Annotated in this window: 21 protein-coding genes; 19 read left to right on the forward strand and 2 right to left on the reverse strand. The window is 69.9% G+C overall.

Annotated elements, in window-relative coordinates:
* The first annotated feature begins 304 nt into the window (after positions 1-304).
* The 7 genes from KGA65_RS02130 to KGA65_RS02160 are packed head-to-tail and all read left to right on the forward strand — an operon-like array spanning position 305 to position 5368.
* On the forward strand, positions 305-739 hold the full coding sequence (locus KGA65_RS02130; RefSeq protein ID WP_225861487.1) for a CopD family protein: 435 nt from the start codon (positions 305-307) through the stop codon (positions 737-739).
* Positions 740-749: 10 nt separating this feature from the next.
* Positions 750-1934, forward strand: coding sequence for a VanZ family protein (locus tag KGA65_RS02135; RefSeq protein ID WP_225861488.1), 1185 nt, complete (start codon positions 750-752; stop codon positions 1932-1934).
* Entirely contained in the window at positions 1931-2260 is a 330-nt protein-coding gene (locus tag KGA65_RS02140) for a (2Fe-2S) ferredoxin domain-containing protein (RefSeq protein WP_225861489.1), read from the forward strand. Before KGA65_RS02135 ends, KGA65_RS02140 begins: the two co-directional genes overlap by 4 nt.
* Positions 2261-2263: 3 nt before the next feature.
* A complete protein-coding gene (locus tag KGA65_RS02145) occupies positions 2264-2890 on the forward strand; it encodes an alpha/beta hydrolase (protein ID WP_225861490.1) in 627 nt (208 codons plus the stop codon).
* 54 nt (positions 2891-2944) lie between these two features.
* A complete protein-coding gene (locus KGA65_RS02150; protein WP_225861491.1) occupies positions 2945-4108 on the forward strand; it encodes a D-alanyl-D-alanine carboxypeptidase family protein in 1164 nt (387 codons plus the stop codon).
* Positions 4109-4135: 27 nt separating this feature from the next.
* Positions 4136-5029, forward strand: coding sequence for an aminotransferase class IV (locus KGA65_RS02155; RefSeq protein WP_225861492.1), 894 nt, complete (start codon positions 4136-4138; stop codon positions 5027-5029).
* A 60-nt stretch (positions 5030-5089) separates the two neighbouring features.
* Positions 5090-5368, forward strand: a complete 279-nt coding sequence (locus KGA65_RS02160; protein WP_375142597.1) for a DUF493 family protein — start codon at positions 5090-5092, stop codon at positions 5366-5368.
* 12 nt (positions 5369-5380) lie between these two features.
* On the opposite strand, the gene KGA65_RS02165 is transcribed toward KGA65_RS02160, so the two are convergent.
* Positions 5381-6031 carry a tetratricopeptide repeat protein gene (locus KGA65_RS02165; protein ID WP_225861494.1) on the reverse strand — a complete coding sequence of 217 codons (651 nt, stop codon included), beginning with the start codon at positions 6029-6031 and terminating at the stop codon, positions 5381-5383.
* Between the two features lie 89 nt (positions 6032-6120).
* Here KGA65_RS02165 and lipB point away from each other — a divergent pair, with 89 nt between their 5' ends.
* Both lipB and lipA read left to right on the forward strand, forming a co-directional pair.
* Complete coding sequence (lipB, locus tag KGA65_RS02170; protein WP_225861495.1) at positions 6121-6840, forward strand: lipoyl(octanoyl) transferase LipB; 720 nt, start codon at positions 6121-6123, stop codon at positions 6838-6840.
* Positions 6841-6909: 69 nt separating this feature from the next.
* On the forward strand, positions 6910-7896 hold the full coding sequence (gene lipA / locus KGA65_RS02175; RefSeq protein WP_225861496.1) for a lipoyl synthase: 987 nt from the start codon (positions 6910-6912) through the stop codon (positions 7894-7896).
* 8 nt (positions 7897-7904) lie between these two features.
* Here lipA and KGA65_RS02180 read toward each other — a convergent pair whose 3' ends face one another.
* Positions 7905-8807 (reverse strand): LysR substrate-binding domain-containing protein, encoded by a 903-nt coding sequence (locus tag KGA65_RS02180; protein WP_225861497.1) that lies wholly within the window; start codon positions 8805-8807, stop codon positions 7905-7907.
* Between the two features lie 123 nt (positions 8808-8930).
* Here KGA65_RS02180 and hcaE point away from each other — a divergent pair, with 123 nt between their 5' ends.
* From hcaE to KGA65_RS02230, 10 genes are all read left to right on the forward strand, one after another.
* Positions 8931-10295, forward strand: a complete 1365-nt coding sequence (gene hcaE / locus KGA65_RS02185) for a 3-phenylpropionate/cinnamic acid dioxygenase subunit alpha (RefSeq protein ID WP_225861498.1) — start codon at positions 8931-8933, stop codon at positions 10293-10295.
* Positions 10288-10854, forward strand: a complete 567-nt coding sequence (gene hcaF, locus KGA65_RS02190) for a 3-phenylpropionate/cinnamic acid dioxygenase subunit beta (protein WP_225861499.1) — start codon at positions 10288-10290, stop codon at positions 10852-10854. The genes hcaE and hcaF overlap by 8 nt, the downstream gene beginning before the upstream one ends.
* A 2-nt stretch (positions 10855-10856) precedes the next feature.
* Positions 10857-11180 (forward strand): 3-phenylpropionate/cinnamic acid dioxygenase ferredoxin subunit, encoded by a 324-nt coding sequence (gene hcaC / locus KGA65_RS02195; protein WP_225861500.1) that lies wholly within the window; start codon positions 10857-10859, stop codon positions 11178-11180.
* Positions 11177-11989, forward strand: coding sequence for a 3-phenylpropionate-dihydrodiol/cinnamic acid-dihydrodiol dehydrogenase (gene hcaB, locus KGA65_RS02200; RefSeq protein WP_225861501.1), 813 nt, complete (start codon positions 11177-11179; stop codon positions 11987-11989). Before hcaC ends, hcaB begins: the two co-directional genes overlap by 4 nt.
* A gap of 105 nt (positions 11990-12094) precedes the next feature.
* Positions 12095-13039 carry a 3-carboxyethylcatechol 2,3-dioxygenase gene (locus KGA65_RS02205; protein WP_225861502.1) on the forward strand — a complete coding sequence of 315 codons (945 nt, stop codon included), beginning with the start codon at positions 12095-12097 and terminating at the stop codon, positions 13037-13039.
* Between the two features lie 18 nt (positions 13040-13057).
* The gene (gene hcaD / locus KGA65_RS02210) at positions 13058-14311 is read left to right on the forward strand and encodes a 3-phenylpropionate/cinnamic acid dioxygenase ferredoxin--NAD(+) reductase subunit (protein ID WP_225861503.1); all 1254 of its coding nucleotides are present in this window, start codon (positions 13058-13060) and stop codon (positions 14309-14311) included.
* Positions 14312-14340: 29 nt separating this feature from the next.
* Complete coding sequence (gene mhpD, locus KGA65_RS02215) at positions 14341-15138, forward strand: 2-keto-4-pentenoate hydratase (RefSeq protein WP_225861504.1); 798 nt, start codon at positions 14341-14343, stop codon at positions 15136-15138.
* A gap of 30 nt (positions 15139-15168) precedes the next feature.
* On the forward strand, positions 15169-16083 hold the full coding sequence (locus KGA65_RS02220; protein ID WP_225861505.1) for an acetaldehyde dehydrogenase (acetylating): 915 nt from the start codon (positions 15169-15171) through the stop codon (positions 16081-16083).
* Between the two features lie 11 nt (positions 16084-16094).
* Positions 16095-17135: a 4-hydroxy-2-oxovalerate aldolase gene (gene dmpG / locus KGA65_RS02225; protein ID WP_225861506.1), complete on the forward strand. Its 1041-nt coding sequence runs from the start codon at positions 16095-16097 to the stop codon at positions 17133-17135.
* A 17-nt stretch (positions 17136-17152) separates the two neighbouring features.
* Positions 17153-18019: an alpha/beta fold hydrolase gene (locus tag KGA65_RS02230; RefSeq protein WP_225861507.1), complete on the forward strand. Its 867-nt coding sequence runs from the start codon at positions 17153-17155 to the stop codon at positions 18017-18019.
* Positions 18020-18030 lie beyond the last annotated feature (11 nt).

Raw genomic sequence — 18030 nt, forward strand, 5'->3', positions numbered from 1 at the left:
GGGAACAGGGGGAGAGTCACGGTGATCCTTCGGCGCGCCGCAGGCCTCTCTCGGAAGGCCGCATCCAGGGCGCGCAAGTGTGAGATTTTGCTGACAAAAACCCGATGGCATCGGCCAGGGAGGGTGTTACGATCTGTTCTGAGCGCAGCCTCCGGGTTGCGTTCCCTGCTTTTCCTCCCTGAGCAGGTGCCTTCACGTGATGACAGCGTCAAGGCTTTCCAGCCCCGGTCAGTTTTGGCCGGGGCTCTTTTCTTTCCGGCCCCCATTTTGCGACGCCGGCGAGGCCCGGACCATAATCCCCGGCATGAGCAACCTCTACCTGTGGGTCAAGGCCTTCCACATCGTCTTCGTGGCGAGCTGGTTTGCCGGTCTGTTCTACCTGCCCCGCATCTTGGTCAATCTGGCCATGGTGTCGCAGGACAGCCATGCCGAGCGCGAACGCCTGCTGCTGATGGGGCACAAACTCTACCGTTTCGCCACGCTGCTGGCCGTGCCGGCGGTGCTGCTGGGCCTGTGGCTGTGGCTGGGCTTTGGCATCGGCAAGGGCCAGGGCTGGATCCATGCCAAGCTGCTGCTGGTGCTGGGGGTGATCGCCTACCACGTGCAGTGCCGCAAGTTCCTGCGTCAGTTCGAGCATTTCGCCAACCGGCGGCCCCATCGCTGGTTCCGCTGGTTCAACGAGCTCTCGGTGTTGCTGTTCACCGCCATCGTGCTGCTGGTGGTGGTCAAGCCGTTCTGAGGGCCGGCGCATGTCTGCTTCCGAGGCGGCACGGGACACCTTGCCGCCGCGTGGCCTTGGCCATCTGAGCACGACGATCCCGCTGGCCCTGCTGTTCGCCGGGCTGATCGTCTATGCCAGCCTGTACCCGTTCGAGGGTTGGACCTGGCCCAGCCACCTGGGCTGGCTGGAGATCCTGCATCTGCCGCTGCCGCCCTGGCGGGACCGCTTCGACATGGTGGCCAACGGGCTGGGCTATGCGCCGCTGGGCATGCTGTTCTACCTGGCCGGGGTGCGCAGCCGCCGCTTCCTCCCGGTCGGGGCCTGGCTGCTGGCCTGCGGGCTGGCCTCGGGGCTGTCCTATGCGATGGAGGTGACCCAGCAGTTCCTGCCTGGGCGCTTTCCGTCCGCGCTGGACTGGATCCTCAACACGGTGGGCGCGGTGGCCGGTGCCACGCTGGGCGCCTTGCTGCAGGCCCTGTCGCTGATCGACCGCTGGCAGGCCACGCGCGACCGCTGGTTCTGGCGCCGCAGCCGGGGTGCCTTGCTGCTGCTGCTGCTCTGGCCGGTGGGGCTGCTGTTCCCGGCCGCGCTGCCGCTGGGCCTGGGCCCGAGCTGGTCGCGCATGCAGGATCAGCTGGTGGACTGGCTGCTGGACGTCTCCTGGGCCCAGGGCCTGCTGGAGTGGGTCAGCGACATCCCCGTGCCGGAGGACCGCCTGCCCGAGCCGGTCGAGGCGCTGGGCACCGCGCTGGGCCTGCTGGCCCCCTGTCTGCTGGCCTATTCGGTGACCCGGCCGGGCTGGCGCCGGGTGGTGCTGGGCCTGGGTGTGGCGCTGCTGGGCCTGGGGGCCACCACGCTGTCGGCGGCATTGAACTTCGGGCCGGCCCATGCGCTGGCCTGGATCACCCCGGGCGTCACGCCGGCGCTGGAACTGGGCGGTCTGCTGGCGCTGCTGGCCCTGCCCATGCCCCAGCGGCTGGCGGCCGCGCTGGGCCTGGTGGTGCTGGCGCTGCAGATCGTCATCGTCGTGCAGGCGCCGGCCGATCCCTATTTCGCGCTCAGCCTGCAGGGCTGGGAGCAGGGCCGCTTCATCCGCTTCCATGGCCTGGCCAAGTGGGTGGGCTGGCTGTGGCCGTTGCTGACGCTGGGCTGGATGACCATGCGCCTGAGTTCATCCGAGCGCATGCCGCCGCTGCCTACAATGGCGGCATGAGCAGCTACTACCAGCGCCACATCTTCTTCTGCCTCAACCAGCGCCCCAACGGCGAGGACTGCTGTGCCCAGCATGGCGCCCAGGCTGGCTTCGACCGCTGCAAGCAGCAGGTCAAGGCGGCGGGGCTGGCCGGGCCGGGCGGGGTGCGGGTCAACAAGGCCGGCTGCCTGGACCGCTGCGCCGGTGGCCCGGTGGCGGTGGTCTATCCCGAAGCCGTCTGGTACACCTTCGTGGACGAGGCGGACATCGACGAGATCGTGCAGTCGCACCTGCGGGACGGCCAGCCGGTCGAGCGCCTGATGCTGCCGCCGTCGGTCGGCCGCTGAACGATGGCGGGCCTCAATCCGCAGTCCCGTCTGCTGTCGCTGGCCGGCCCGGCCGGCGCGTTGGAGGTGGTGGTGGACGTGCCGCCGGAAACCGCGGCGCGCGGTGTGGCGGTCATCTGCCACCCGCATCCGCTGCACGGCGGCACGATGGACAACAAGGTGGTGCAGACCCTGGCCCGCGCCTTTCTGCAGCTGGGCTACCGGGTGGTGCGCTTCAACTTCCGCGGCGTGGGCGCCTCCGCCGGCCAGTACGACGAGGGCCGGGGCGAGGTGGACGATGCGCTGGCGGTGATCGCCGCCGAGCGGGACCCGGCGCTGCCGCTGGCCCTGGCCGGCTTCTCCTTTGGCGCCTACGTGGCCGCTGCCGCCGCGGCCCGTTTGCCGGCGGCGCAGGCCGCCGAGCGCCTGGTGCTGGTGGGCACCGCGACCTCGCGCTTTCCGGTGCCGACCGTGCCGGCCGACACCCTCGTCATCCATGGCGAGTCCGACGACGTTGTGCCCTTGCAGGCCACGCTGGACTGGGCCCGCCCGCAGGCCCTGCCGGTGGTGGTCGTGCCCGGCGTAGGGCACTTTTTCCACGGACAGCTGTCTGTCCTCAAGTCCCTGGTGGTCGGAGCCTGGCGCCGCTGAGGCGCCGCCCGGCGAACGGCAGGGCGCATTTCTTCCTCTTGTGACCGGAACCCCATGACCTCTTTCCGCTTTTCCCTGCTGGGCGCCACGCTGGCGCTGGGCACCGTGCTGCCCGCCGCCGCGCAACTGCCGGCCGCGCCTGAAATCGCCGCCCGTGGCTACCTGCTGGTCGACATGACGACCAACCAGGTCCTGGCCGAGCGCAATGCCGACACCCGCTTCGAGCCGGCCTCGCTGACCAAGCTGATGACCGCCTACGAGGTGTTCCAGGCGCTGCGCGACAAGAAGCTGTCGCTGGACCAGCATCTGCCGGTGTCGCAACGGGCCTGGGCCGAACGCAAGGGCGGCGGCTCGCTGATGTTCATCGACACCACGATGCAGCCCTCCGTCGATGAGCTGCTCAAGGGCATGATCGTGGTGTCGGGCAACGACGCCTCCGTCGCCCTGGCCGAAGGCGCTGCCGGCAGCGTGGAGGGCTTTGTCGGCCTGATGAACCGCCAGGCCCAGGCCTGGGGGCTGAAGAACACGGCCTTCAAGAACGTCACCGGTCTGACCGAGGCGGGGCACTACTCCAGCGCGCGTGACCTCTCGGTGATCGCCCAGCACATCATCCGCGACTTCCCGGATCGCTACCCGTACTACGCCATCAAGGAGTACACCTTCAACAAGATCCGGCAGGACAACCGCAACCTGCTGCTGCGCCGCGATCCGGCGGTGGACGGCATGAAGACCGGTTACACCGATGGCGCGGGCTACTGCCTGGTGGCCTCGGCCCAGCGCGACCTGCCCAACGGCAAGCGCCGCCTGCTGTCGGTGGTTCTGGGGGCGGATTCCAAGGACGGCCGGGCCAACGAGAGCCAGAAGCTGTTGAACTGGGGCTTCACCCAGTTCGACGCGGTGCGCCTGTTCGACAGCAGCAAGCCGGTCGCCACCGTGAAGGTCTGGAAGGGCGCGAAGCACGAGGTCCAGCTGGTCGGCCCGAATGGGGCGGTCTATGTCTCGGTGCCCAAGGGCGAGGGCGACAAGCTCAAGACCAGCGTCGAGCGCACCGACCCGCTGGTGGCCCCGCTGACCAAGGGCCAGCGCGTGGGCACGCTGAAGGTGACCGACGCGGCCGGCGCCACCGTTGCCACCGTGCCGCTGGTGGTGGCCGAGGACGTGCCGCTGGCCGGCATCTTCGGCCGCGCCTGGGATGCCATCCGGCTCTGGATCAAGTAATCTCGGGCCCTCGGTCAGGAGGGCCCCATGAACGCACCGCTGCCGGACTTCGTCTGCGATCTCAACGGTGAACTGCTGCCCCTGTCCCAGGCCCGCGTGTCGGTGCTGGACCGGGGCTTTTTGTTGGGCGATGGCGTCTACGAGGTGCTGCCGGTCTACGACCGGCGCCTGTTTCGTCTGAGCGACCACCTGGCCCGGCTGGCCCGCAACCAGGCGCGGGTGCGCATCCCGTCGCCGCTGGATGCCGCCGGCTGGGAGGCCCGCGTGCGCCGCCTGGTGGCGGCCCAGCCCTTCGAGGACCAGCTGATCTACCTGCAGGTCACCCGCGGCGTGGCGCTGCGCGAGCATGCGATGACGCCCGGCCTGACGCCGACGGTGTTCCTGATGAGCACGCCGATGCGGCCGGTGCCGGCCGAGCAGCGGCATCAGGGCGTGGCCTGCGTCACCGCGCCGGACCTGCGCTGGTCGCACGGCGACATCAAGAGCATCTCCCAGCTGGGCAATGTGATGGCCCGCCAGCTGTCCGCCGACGCAGGCGCCGCCGAGACCCTGCTGCTGCGCGAGGGCGAGCCCGGCGGGCCGTGGCTGACCGAAGGGGCCAGCAGCAACGTCTGGATCGTGCAGGACGGCGCCCTGCTGGGGCCGCCGATGAGCGAGCACCTGCTGCCTGGCATCCGCGTCGGGCTGCTGCAGGCGCTGTGCGAGGAGACCGGCATCGGCTACAACCTGCGGCCGATCAGCGAGGCCGAGCTGCGGGTCGCCGACGAGGTGCTGCTCAGCTCCACCGCCCGCGAGGTGCTGGCCGTGACCCGGCTGGACGGCGAGCTCGTGGGGCATGGCGCCTTGCGCGGCAAGCCCGGGCCCGTCTATGGCCACCTGTACGAGGCCTACCAGCGGGCCAAGGCCGAGCAGGCGGCCTGACCCTTTCCGGTGGGCGGGGTCTTGCAATTTCCGTCCACCGTCCCCACTTCAGGCGCCATGATGAACCGACCCATCCCCCCCGAAGAATCGCTGATCGAATACCCGAGCGCCTTTCCCATCAAGGTGATGGGCGCGCATGTCGAGGGTTTCGAGACCGCCATCGTCGAGGTGGCGATGCAGTTCGATCCGGGTTTCGACCCGGGCTGCGTCGAGCGGCGCCCCAGCAAGGGCGGCAACTACCTGGGCCTGACGATCACCGTCACCGCCACCAGCCGCGACCAGCTCGATGAGCTCTACCGCACCCTGACCTCGCACCCGCTGGTCAAGGTCGTGCTCTGAGCCCGGCGGGCCTCAGGGCGTCGCCTCGTCGTCGGCCAGTTCCCGCAGCTTGAAGGGCGCGGCCTCGTCGCCGGCCTGCGCGGCGGCCGCGTACCAGTAGCGGGCCAGCCGGCGGTCGGCCGACAGGCCTTCGCCCTTCTCGTACATCGAGGCCAGGATGTACATCGCCCCCACGTCGCCGGCCAGCGCGGCCTGGCGGTACCAGTGCGCGGCCTGGGGCAGGTCCTGTGCCGTGCCACGCCCCAGGAAGCAGGCGGTGCCCATCTCCAGCGCGGCCTGCGGGCTGCCGGCCTCGGCCGCGCGGCGGTACCAGGCCACGGCCTGCGGCAGGTCCTTCCAGCCCAGTCGGCCGCTCTCGTAGAGTTCGCCCAGGGCCAGTTGCGAGGTGACAAAGCCGGCTTCGGCGGCCTGCAGCAGCCAGTGCAGCGCCGTCGCCACGCTGGGGGCGCGGGCCTCGCCACGCAGGTGCATGGCCGCCAGATCATGCTGGGCCACCGGCTCGCCCTGCGCGGCCAGGGTCTGGAACGCGGCTTCGGCCTGGGGCCAGCGGCCCTGGGCATAGGCCGCCAGCGCCTCGGGCAGTGCGGGCGCGGCCTGGGCCGCCGCCATGGCCCCGGCCAGCGCCAGGGCGGTCCAGCAACGCAAACCAATGGCAATGGGCATGGCGGTCGGGCTCCAGGCGGGGGGGGGGCGGGGTTCCGACGATAAACCCGCTCCGGCAAGCCCTTGGCGGGTCGGGGACAATCGAGGTCATGAACAGCAGCATCGTGCCCGCCGCCCCCGAGGTGTCCCCGGGGCCGCGTGTGCGCACCTGGGGCCGCGTGCCCTACGCCGAGACCTTTGCCGCGATGCAGGCCTTCACGGCCGCGCGCGGCCCGGACACCCCTGACGAGTTCTGGTGGGTCGAGCATCCGCCGGTCTTCACCCAGGGCATCGCCGGCAAGCCCGAGCATGTGCTGGCCGCCGGCGACATTCCGGTGGTGCAGAGCAACCGGGGCGGGCAGGTCACCTACCACGGCCCGGGCCAGGTGGTGGTCTACCCGCTGGTGGACCTGCGCCGGCTGGGCATCTACGTCAAGGAATACGTCTTCCGCCTGGAGGCCGCGGTGATCCAGACGCTGGAGCGCTTCGGCGTGATCGGCTTCCGGGTCGAGGGCGCGCCGGGCATCTATGTGAACCTGGCGGATCCCTTGCACGCCGGCCTGCCGGCCGGGCCCCGGCAGGACCCGTTTGCCGGTCTGGCCAAGATCTCTGCGCTGGGCATCAAGATCAGCAACCACTGCACCTACCACGGGGTCTCGCTCAACGTGGCGATGGACCTGGCGCCGTTCCACCAGATCAACCCCTGCGGTTATGCCGGTCTGGCCACGGTGGACCTCGCTACACTGGGCGTCCACGTCACGCCCGAGGCCGTGGCGGCCGTGCTGATCGAGCGCCTGGCCGCCCACCTGAGCCCACCTGCGGCGGCCTGAGCCGCCCCGGTTTTTTCGCTTCTTCCCGCATCTCACGCAACGCCGCCCCGGCGGCAAGGCACTGACGACATGGCCACCGAGAACACCACGCACGAACACAAGACCGGCGCCGCCTACGATGCTTCGGCCAAGCAGAAGGCCGAGGCCAAGACCGCCCGCATCCCGATCAAGATCGTGCCGGCCGAGACGCTGAAGAAGCCCGACTGGATCCGCGTGAAGGCCGGCAGCCCCACGACCCGCTTCTACGAGATCAAGCAGATCCTGCGTGAGCACAAGCTGCACACCGTCTGCGAGGAAGCCTCCTGCCCCAACATCGGCGAGTGCTTCGGCCACGGCACGGCCACCTTCATGATCATGGGTGACAAGTGCACCCGCCGCTGCCCCTTCTGCGACGTGGGCCATGGCCGGCCCGATCCGCTGGACACCGAGGAACCGGCCCATCTGGCCCAGACCATCGCGGCGATGAAGCTCAAGTACGTGGTCATCACCAGCGTGGACCGCGACGACCTGCGCGACGGCGGCGCCGGCCACTACGTCGAGTGCATCCGCCAGGTGCGCGAACAGTCGCCGCAGACCCGGATCGAGGTGCTGGTGCCGGACTTCCGCGGCCGCCTGGACAAGGCGCTGGACATCCTGAAGGGCAACCCGCCGGATGTGATGAACCACAACCTGGAGACGGTGCCGCGCCTCTACAAGGAAGCGCGCCCCGGTGCCGACTACCAGTTCAGCCTGACCCTGCTGCAGCGCTTCAAGCAAGAGGTGCCGGGCGTGCCGACCAAGAGCGGCCTGATGGTGGGCCTGGGCGAGACCGACGAGGAGATCCTCGAGGTCATGCGCGACATGCGCGCCCACGGCATCGACATGCTGACCATCGGCCAGTACCTGGCCCCCTCGGGCCACCACCTGCCGGTGCGCCGCTACGTGCACCCGGACACCTTCAAGATGTTCGAGACCGAGGCCTACAAGATGGGCTTCACCCACGCGGCCGTCGGTGCGCTGGTGCGCTCGAGCTACCACGCCGACCAGCAGGCCGCGCAGGCCGGGGTGGGGGCCTGAACCCCCGCTCAGGCTGCGGGATCGGGCCAGCCCAGGCTCTCCTGGACCAGTTGGACGAAGGCGTCGGCCATCGGCTGCGCGGTGTCCTTGCGCCAGGCCAGCAGCAGCGGAACGGCTTGTGAGGGCACGCTGAGTCTGCGCGTCACCACGTTGCGGAAGGTCAGTTGCTCGGCGTACTCGGGCAGCAGCGTCACGCCGCCACCCATGCTGATCAGGCTGAGCAGGGTCAGCACGTTGTGCACCTCCTGGAACACCGGCAGCGCCAGTTGACGTTGCCGGAGCCAGGCCTGGATCGCGTCGTCCAGCGCGTGGCCGGCCTGATCGGGGTTGATGCGCAGGAAGGGCACGCCCTGCAGAGCCTGTGGAGGGATGTCCGGCCGCGCGGCCAGGGGATGGTCGGCTGGCAGCACCAGCACCAAGCCTTCGTTCATCACGACCGTGCTGGCCAGCTGGGGATGGTCCAGCGGGGGGCGCAGAAAGCCCACGTCGATGCGCTTGGCAAGCAGCGCCTCGGTCTGTTCCGCGGTGGTGAGGCTGTGAAAGCTCAGCTCCACCTCGGGGAACTGGGCGCGCAGCATCGGCAGCACGCGCGGAAAGATGCGGACCTCGGCCGCCGGCACAAAGCCCACCCGCAGCGTGCTGCCCTGGCGGTGGGCGGCCTGGCGCGCCAGCTCGACCGCGCGCGTGGCCTGCGCCAGCACCAACCGGGTCTCGTTCAGGAACACGGCGCCCGCCGGGGTCAGGGCCACATGCCGCTTGCTGCGCTCGAACAGCGGGGTGCCGACCTCGGCCTCCAGGTCCCGGATCTGCTGGCTCAGCGAAGGCTGGGCTGTGTGCAGGCGGGCGGCGGCGCGGGTGAAGTTCAGTTCCTCGGCGACGGCGATGAAGTAATGGAGGTGCCTCAGTTCCATCGGTAAGACGTCAGACGTCTTAAAAGCGAGTTCATAAGTATTTCACAAACATCAAGCGCTCTTCTAATCTTGGCGCCACGGCACAGGGGTGTCGTGCTCAAAACACCATAAGAGGAGACGCAGATGGACGATCGGCTTCAGGTCCGCAGCATGGTCGACGCCCGCCATGGGCGTGTGAAACCGCAGATCTACGCAGACCCGGAGATCTACCAGCTCGAGCTTGAACGTGTGTTCGCGCGCAGCTGGCTGTTCCTGGCCCACGAGAGCATGCTGCCCAAGGCCGGGGACTTCTTCACCACCTCCATGGGCGAGGACCCGGTGGTGGTGGTGCGCCAGAAGGACGGCAGTCTCCAGGCCTACCTCAACCAGTGCCGCCACCGCGGCATGCGCCTGTGCCACGCCGATGGCGGCAACACCAAGGCCTTCACCTGCCCCTACCACGGCTGGGCCTATGGCCTGGACGGCGGCCTGACCTCGGTGCCGCTGGAAGAGCAGGCCTACCGCAATCAGCTCGACAAGTCGCGCTGGGGCCTGACCCGTGTGCCACGCCTGGCCACCTACAAGGGCCTGGTGTTCGGCAACTGGGATGAGAGCGCGCCCTCGCTCGAGGCGTACATGGGCGACATGGCCTGGTACCTCGACGGCTTCCTGGACCGCCGCGCCGGCGGCACCGAGGTGCTGGGCGGCATCCACAAGTGGGTCATCGACTGCAACTGGAAGTTCGCCGCGGAGCAGTTCTGCAGCGACCAGTACCACGCGCCCTACACCCACGCCTCGGCGGTGCAGGTGCTGCAGGCCAGCCCCGCCAACAAGAGCGACGGCAAGCCGCTGGGCGAAGGGCAGACCGCGCGGCCGGTGTGGGCCGATGCGCTGGGCGGCGTGCAGTTCGGCGGCCAGGGCCACGGCAGCGCCTTCTTCTTCACCGAGAAGCCGGACGCCAACGTCTGGGTGGACGGGGCCGTCTCGGCCTACTTCCGCGACACCTATCCGGAGGCCGAAGCCCGCCTGGGCAAGGTCCGCGCGCTGCGCCTGGCCGGCCACAACACGCTCTTCCCGACGCTCTCCTGGCTCAATGGGACTCAGACCTTGCGCGTCTGGCACCCGCGGGGGCCGAACAAGATCGAGGTGTGGGCGTTCTGCCTCTGCGACCGAGAGGCACCGGCCGAAGTCAAGGATGCGCTGATCAAGAGCCACGCCCGGGCTTTTGGCCCGGCCGGCTTCCTGGAACAGGACGATTCGGAGAACTGGGTCGAGGTGCAGAAGGTGCTGCAGGGCCACAAGGCCCGTCAGACCGAGTTCTGCATGGAGATGGGCCTGGGCCACGAGGCGCGCCGCGCCGATGGCATTCCCGGCGTCACCAACTACACCTTTGCCGAAACCGCGGCGCGCGGCTTCTACCAGCACTGGGCCAACATGATGTCCGCCGAAAACTGGGACGAGATCCAGGCCCTGAACGCCAGCTACGAGAAGGAGCTTGTCCATGAGTGAACCGGCGACCCTGATCGAAGCCCTGCGCCCCACCGTGCAGCCGGCGGTGTTGGTCCCGCAGGCGGTGCACTACGCGGTGGAGCAGTTCCTCTACCTGGAAGCGGCCCTGCTGGACGAATGGCGCTTTCGCGAATGGCTGGCGCTGATGGCCGACGACATCCATTACGTGCTGACGACCAACACCCAGGCCCAGACCCGGGACCGGCGCCGCGGCGTGGCCCCGCCGCTGACCTACATCTTCAACGAGGACAAGTTCCAGCTGGAGCGCCGGGTGGCGCGCCTGGAGACCGGCATGGCCTGGGCCGAGGAGCCGCCCTCGCGGACCCGTCACTTCGTCTCCAACCTGCGCGTGCTCTCGGACGATGGCCGCAGCGTCGAGACCAGCTGCAACTACCTGATCCACCGCGCCTCGAAGGCCCACGACATCTACACCTTTGTCGGGACCCGCCGCGACGTGCTGCGCCGCACCGACACCGGCCCCGGCTGGGAAGTTGCCAGCCGCGAGCTGGCGCTGGACGAGTTCGTGCTGCAAGCCCCCAACCTCAGCATCCTGTTCTGACCATGGCCCGCATCCACGTTTGTTCTGTTTCCGAGCTGCCCGCCGGCGAAGGCCGCCGGGTGGACACCACGCCCGCCGTCGCGCTGTTCCATGTGGACGATGCCTTCTACGCCGTGGCCGACCTGTGCACCCACGCCACCGCCTCGATCTCCGAGGGCTATCTGGAGGACGACTGCACCGTCGAGTGCCCGATCCACACCGCGCGCTTTTGCCTGAAGACCGGCGCCGCGCTGTGCCAGCCGGCGACCGAGCCGCTGCAGACCTTCCCGGTCAGCGTCGAGGGCGGCGAGATCTTTGTCGACGTGCCGGAAGGCGGTGCGGCATGAGCTGGCTCGCGGGGGAGAGCTGCCTCATCACCGGCGGCGGCTCCGGCCTGGGGCGGGCCCTGGTGGCGCGCTTCATCGCCGAGGGCGCGCGGGTCGGGGTGCTGGAGCGTTCCGCCGAGAAGGCGGCGGCGCTGCGGGCCGACTTTGGCGCCGCGGTGACGGTGGTCGAGGGCGACGTTGCCGACCCGGCGGCCAACGCCCAGGCGGTCGCCGCCACGGTGGAGGCCTTCGGCCAGCTCGACTGCTTCATCGGCAATGCGGCGATCTGGGACCACGGCGCGAGCCTGGTGGACACCTCGATGGAAGGCCTGGCCAAGGGCTTCGACGAGCTGTTTGCGATCAACGTCAAGGGCTGCCTGCTGGGGGCCAAGGCCGCGGCCCCGGCGCTGCTGGCCTCACGCGGTTCGATCATCTACACGCTCTCCAACTCCGCCTTCTACCCGGGCGGTGGCGGGCCGCTGTACACGGCGTCCAAGCATGCGGTGCTGGGGCTGATGCGCGAGCTGGCCTACGAGCTGGCGCCCAAGGTGCGGGTGAACGCGGTCGGGCCCAGCGGCATGGCCAGCGACCTGCGCGGCCCGGCGGCGCTGGGCCAGCAGGACCGGGCGATCATGGATTCGCGCAGCCCCGAGGCCATCCGCGCCATCCTGCCGCTGCAGGTCTTTCCCGATCCGGCCGACTTCACCGGGCCCTTCGTGCTGCTGGCCTCGCGGGCCAACAACCAGACCCTGAGCGGCGTGGCGATCAATGCCGACTGCGGGCTGGGCATCCGCGGCATCCGCCACGTGGCGGGCGGGCTGTCGCTCTAGCCGCGGCCGGCTCGCGGCCGTCCCCACGCGCCGCCGACCGGGGGATCCCACGCCAGCCATGACAAACGAGGCGCCTCCGAAGGCGCCCACACCAGGAGACTCTTCATGCCAGTCAAGCTGATCTGCGCCTCTCACACGCCGATGATGGACTTCGTGCCCTTGGCGGGGGAGATCGAGCGCGAGGTGCGCGGCCATTTCGCCAGCCTGGCCGAACAGGTGCGGGCCTACGACCCCGAGCTGATCGTGATGTTCGCGCCCGACCACTTCAACGGCTTCTTCTACGACCTGATGCCGCCGTTCTGCGTGGGCCTGCGCGGCCAGTCTGCCGGGGACTGGGGCTTTGGCACCGCGGCGCTGGACATCCCGGAAGCCACCGCGCTGGCGCTGGTGCGCGCGGTGCAGGCCGAGGATGTGGACGTGGCCTATTCCTACCGGATGCAGGCCGACCACGGCTTCACCCAGCCGCTCAGCCTGCTGACCCAGGGGCAGCGGCCCTGCCCGGTGATTCCCATCTTCATCAACAGCGCGGCGCGCCCGCTGCCGCCGTGCCGGCGCGTGCTGAAGCTGGGCGAGGCGGTGGGCCGCTTCCTGGCCCAGCGGCCGGAGCGGGTGCTGATCATCGGCTCCGGCGGCCTGTCCCATGACCCGCCCACGCCCCAGTTCGGCCAGGTGCCGCCGGAGGTGGAGGAATTCCTGATCGCCGGGCGCAACCCCAGCGAGGACGCGCGCGCGCGCCGCCAGAGCAAGGTCATCGAAACCGGGCGCCGGCTGGCCGCCGGGGAGGACAGCGCCCTGCGGCTGAACGCCGCGTGGGACCGCGGCCTGATCGACACCTTCCTGGACGCCCGGCTGGAGCGCTTTCTGACCCTGACCGACGAGGAGATCCTCGCCGAAGGCGGGCGCGGCGGGCAGGAGATCCGCGCCTGGATCGCCGCGTTCTCGGCGCTGCGGGCCTGCGGCGAGTACCGCGCCCAGTCGCACTACTACCGCGCCATCGACGAGTGGATCGTCGGCATGGCGATGCTGAGCGCCGAACCGGTGGCGGCCTGAGGAGGACGGACGATGGTCATGGAAAACTCTCCCGCATCGGGGGGCGCGTGCTTCGTGGTGGTGGGCGGTGGCCAGGCCGGCGCGGTGGCGGCCACGACGCTGCGCCGACTGGGCTTTGACGGGCGCCTGGTGCTGATCGGCGCCGAGCGGCATCTGCCCTACGAGCGCCCGCCGCTGTCCAAGGAAGTGCTGGTCTCGCCGGCCAGCGCCAAGACGACGCTGTTCAGCGCGGCCGACTATGCGCAGCAGCGCATCGAGTGCCGCTTCGGCGTGGCTGTCACCGCGCTCGACGCGCTGGCCCGGACGGTCACGCTGGCCGATGGCGAGTGCATCGGCTTTGACAAGCTGCTGCTGGCCACCGGGGCCCAGGCGCGGCCCTATCCGCTGCTCGACGGCCTGGGCGAGGGCGTGTTCGCCGTGCGCACGCTGGACGATGCCGAGGCCCTGCGGGCCCGCCTGCGGGCCGGTGTGCGCCTGCTGGTGGTCGGCGGCGGGGTGATCGGGCTGGAAGTGGCGGCCAGTGCCCGCGGGCTGGGCGCCGAGGTCTGCGTGATCGAGCGCGGCACCCGGCTGATGAACCGGGCCGCGCCGCTGCACCTGTCCCAGGCGCTGCTGGACCTGCACCTGGCCCACGGGGTGCAGGTTGCTTTTGGCGCCGAGCTGACCTGGGCCGGGCGCGACGAGGCCGGCGCGATCGTGCTGGAGGCGGCCGATGGGCGCCGCTTCGAGGGCGATCTGGTGGTGTACGGCATCGGGGTCACGCTCAACGACGGTCTGGCCCGCCAGGCCGGCCTGGCCGTGGACGACGGCATCCTGACCGATGCGCAGGGCATGACCTCGGTCAGTGGCATCTATGCCGCCGGTGACGTGGCCCGCCAGCGCGACCCCCGCACCGGCCGCCACCAGCGTCAGGAGACCTGGAGCAATGCCCAGCACCAGGGCGAGCACGTGGCCCGGGCCATGCTTGACGGCAGCAGCTTCGCGCCCGACCTGCCCTGGTACTGGACCGACCAGTACGGCCACAACATCCAGGTCGCCGGCGAGGTCGAGGTGGACCGCTGGCTGACCCGGGGCGACGCGGCCGGCCGACGCACCCAGTTCGGCGTGCGCGACGGCCGCATCGTCGGCGCGATCACCGTCGACAACGGCCGCGAGATGCGCCCTGCGCGCCAGCTGGTGGCCGCCGCCGCGCCGCTGGGCGACGCCGACGCGCTGCTCGACCCGACCCGCGACCTGCGCAAGCTGGCCACGGCGCTGGCCGCGACGGCCTGATGCGCCAGCCCCATCCGGAGATGTTTGACATGAGCACGATTGCATCGAGTCCTCTGGACACGGCGGCCGCGGCCGCGCTGTTGTTCGAGGCCCATCGCAGCGGCCGACCGGTGGCGCCGCTGCGCGACCGGCTGGCCCGGCTGGACGCCCAGGCGGCCTACGCCATCCAGGAGGTCAACACACAGGCCTGGCTGGCGCAGGGGCGCCGCCTGGTGGGCCGCAAGATCGGCCTCACCTCCCCGGCGGTGCAGGCCCAGCTGGGCGTGGACCAGCCCGACTTCGGCATGCTGTTCGCCGACATGGCGGTGGGGGACGGCGAACCGGTGCCGGCCGGGGGCCTGATCCAGCCCAAGGTGGAGGCCGAGGTGGCGCTGGTGCTGGGGGCCGATCTGACCCATGAGCGCCACACCTATGCCGACCTGATCCGGGCCACCGCCTACGCGCTGCCGGCGATCGAGATCGTCGACAGCCGCATCGAGGCCTGGAACATTCGCTTTGCCGACACCGTTGCCGACAACGCCTCCAGCGGCCTGTTCGTGCTGGGCGGGCGCCCGGTGCGCCTGCGCGATGTCGATCTGACCGCCTGCGCGATGCAGATGCACTGCGCGGGCGAGCGGGTCTCACAGGGCCACGGCCGGGCCTGCCTGGGCAGCCCGCTCAACGCGGCGGTCTGGCTGGCCGACGTGATGGTGCGCTGCGGCCGGCCGCTGCAGGCCGGCGACATCGTCCTGACCGGGGCGCTGGGGCCCATGGTGGCCGCGGCCTCGGGCCGCAGCTATGAGGTGTTCATCGAGGGCTTGGGCCACGTCAGCGCACGCTTCGCGTGAGCGCCCGTCCGCATCACTGAGAGGAAGAACATGAGCGAGAAGATCAAATGCGCCCTGATCGGGCCGGGCAACATCGGCACCGATCTGCTCTACAAGCTGCAGCGCAGCCCGCTGCTGGAGCCGGTGTGGATGGTGGGCATCGACCCGACGTCGGAAGGCCTCAAGCGCGCCGCCGAGATGGGCCTGAAGACCACCGCCGACGGGGTGGACGGCCTGCTGCCCCATGTGCAGGCCGATGGCATCCAGATCGCCTTCGACGCCACCAGCGCCTATGTGCACGCGGAGAACAGCCGCAAGCTCAACGCGCTGGGGGTGATGATGATCGACCTGACCCCGGCGGCCATCGGCCCCTTCTGCGTGCCGCCGGTGAACCTGAAGCAGCACGTGGGCCAGAAGGAGATGAACGTCAACATGGTCACCTGCGGGGGCCAGGCCACCATCCCGATGGTGGCGGCCATCTCCCGCGTGCAGCCGGTGACCTACGGCGAGATCGTCGCCACCGTGGGCAGCAAGTCGGTCGGCCCGGGCACGCGCAAGAACATCGATGAATTCACCCGCACCACCTCGGGCGCGGTGGAGAAGGTGGGCGGTGCGCAGAAGGGCAAGGCCATCATCATCATCAACCCGGCCGACCCGCCGCTGATCATGCGCGACACGGTGCACTGCCTGACCGCGACCACGCCGGACCAGCCGAAGATCACCGCCTCCATCCACGCCATGATCGCCGAGGTGCAGAAGTACGTGCCCGGCTACAAGCTGATCAATGGCCCGGTGTTCGACGGCCACCGCGTGTCGGTGTTCCTGGAGGTCGAAGGGCTGGGGGACTTCCTGCCCAAGTACGCAGGCAACCTGGACATCATGACCGCCGCCGCGGCCCGCACCGCCGAGATGTTCGCCGAGGAGATCCTCAAGGGCGAACTCCAGCTTCAACCGATCGCCGCCTGAGGAGACCCACCATGAGCCTGCAAGGCAAGAAGATCACCGTCCACGACATGACGCTGCGGGACGGCATGCACCCCAAGCGCCACCAGATGACGCTGGACCAGATGAAGACCATCGCGGTGGGGCTGGACCAGGCCGGGGTGCCGCTGATCGAAGTGACCCACGGCGATGGCCTGGGCGGCAGCTCGGTCAACTACGGCTTCCCGGCCCACACCGACGAGGAATACCTGTCGGTGGTGATCCCGCTGATGACGCAGGCCAAGGTCTCGGCGCTGCTGCTGCCAGGCATCGGCACCGTCGAGGACCTGAAGCGGGCCCATGCGTTGGGCGTGAACACCCTCCGGGTGGCGACCCACTGCACCGAGGCCGATGTCTCCGAACAGCACATCGGCATGGCCCGCCAGCTGGGCATGGACACGGTTGGCTTCCTGATGATGGCGCACATGAACACGCCCGAAGGGCTGGTCCGCCAGGCCAAGCTGATGGAGAGCTACGGCGCCAACTGCATCTACGTGACCGACTCGGCCGGGCACCTGCTGCCCGACACCGTGAAGGCGCGGGTGCGCGCGGTGCGCGACGCGCTCCGGCCGGAGACCGAGCTGGGTTTCCACGGCCACCACAACCTGGCCATGGGCGTGGCCAACTCGATCGCCGCGATCGAGGCCGGGGCCAACCGCGTGGATGCGGCGGCGGCCGGCCTGGGCGCGGGCGCGGGCAACACGCCGATGGAGGTGCTGGTGGCGGTCTGTGCGCTGATGGGCATCGCCACCGGCGTGGACGTGTTCAAGATCCAGGACGTGGCCGAGGACCTGGTGGTGCCGATCATGGACTTCCCGATCCGCCTCGACCGCGACGCGCTGACGCTGGGTTATGCCGGGGTCTACGGCTCCTTCCTGCTGTTCGCCAAGCGGGCGGAGAAGAAGTACGGCGTGCCGGCGCGGGAGATCCTGGTCGAGATGGGCCGGCGCGGCATGGTCGGCGGCCAGGAAGACATGATCGAAGACACCGCCATGACGCTGGCACGGGCCAAGGGCCTGATGCCGGTCGCGGCCTGAACCCCCAGGGAGACACGATGAGCGCTGCAACCCCCCTCACCGAAGCCGGCACCAGCCGCTTGGCCCGCATCCGCGAAGGCGAGCTGGACCTGCAACTGCACTACAACGACGCTGGCGCGGGCGCCGAGACGGTCGTGATGCTGCATGGCTCCGGCCCCGGCGCCACCGGCTGGGCCAACTTCAACCGCAATGTGGCGCCGCTGGTGGCGGCCGGCTACCGGGTGATCCTGATGGACTGCCCGGGCTGGGGCCAGAGCGATCCCATCGTCAGCACCGGGTCCCGGTCAGACCTGAACGCGACCGCGCTGAAAGGCCTGCTCGACGTGCTCGACATCCCGCAGGCCCACCTGATCGGCAACTCCATGGGCGGCCACAGCGCGGTGGCCTTCACGCTGCGCTACCCCGAGCGGGTGGGCAAGCTGGTGTTGATGGGCGGCGGCACCGGCGGGGCCAGCCCCTTCGTGCCCATGCCCACCGAGGGCATCAAGCTGCTCCAGGGCCTGTACCGCGAGCCGACCATCGAGAACCTGAAGAAGATGATGGCCGTGTTCGTGTTCGATCCGGCCAGCCTGACCGAAGAGCTCTACCAGGCGCGTCTGGCCAACATGCTGGCGCGGCGCGACCACCTGGAGAACTTCGTCAAGAGCCTGCAGGCCAATCCGCGTCAGTTCCCGGACTTCGGCCCGCGGCTGGGCGAGATCGCGGCCGAGACCCTGGTGGTGTGGGGCCGCGAGGACCGCTTCGTGCCGATGGACACCGGCCTGCGCCTGCTGGCCGGCATTCCCAAGGTCGAGCTGCATGTGTTCAACCGCTGCGGCCACTGGGCGCAGTGGGAGCATGCGGACAGCTTCAACCGCCTGGTGGCGGACTTCCTGTCGCGCTGACCGGCCCGCCG

The organism is Ideonella benzenivorans, from assembly GCF_020387415.1.
In the GTDB taxonomy this organism is placed as follows: Bacteria; Pseudomonadota; Gammaproteobacteria; order Burkholderiales; family Burkholderiaceae_C; genus Ideonella; species Ideonella benzenivorans.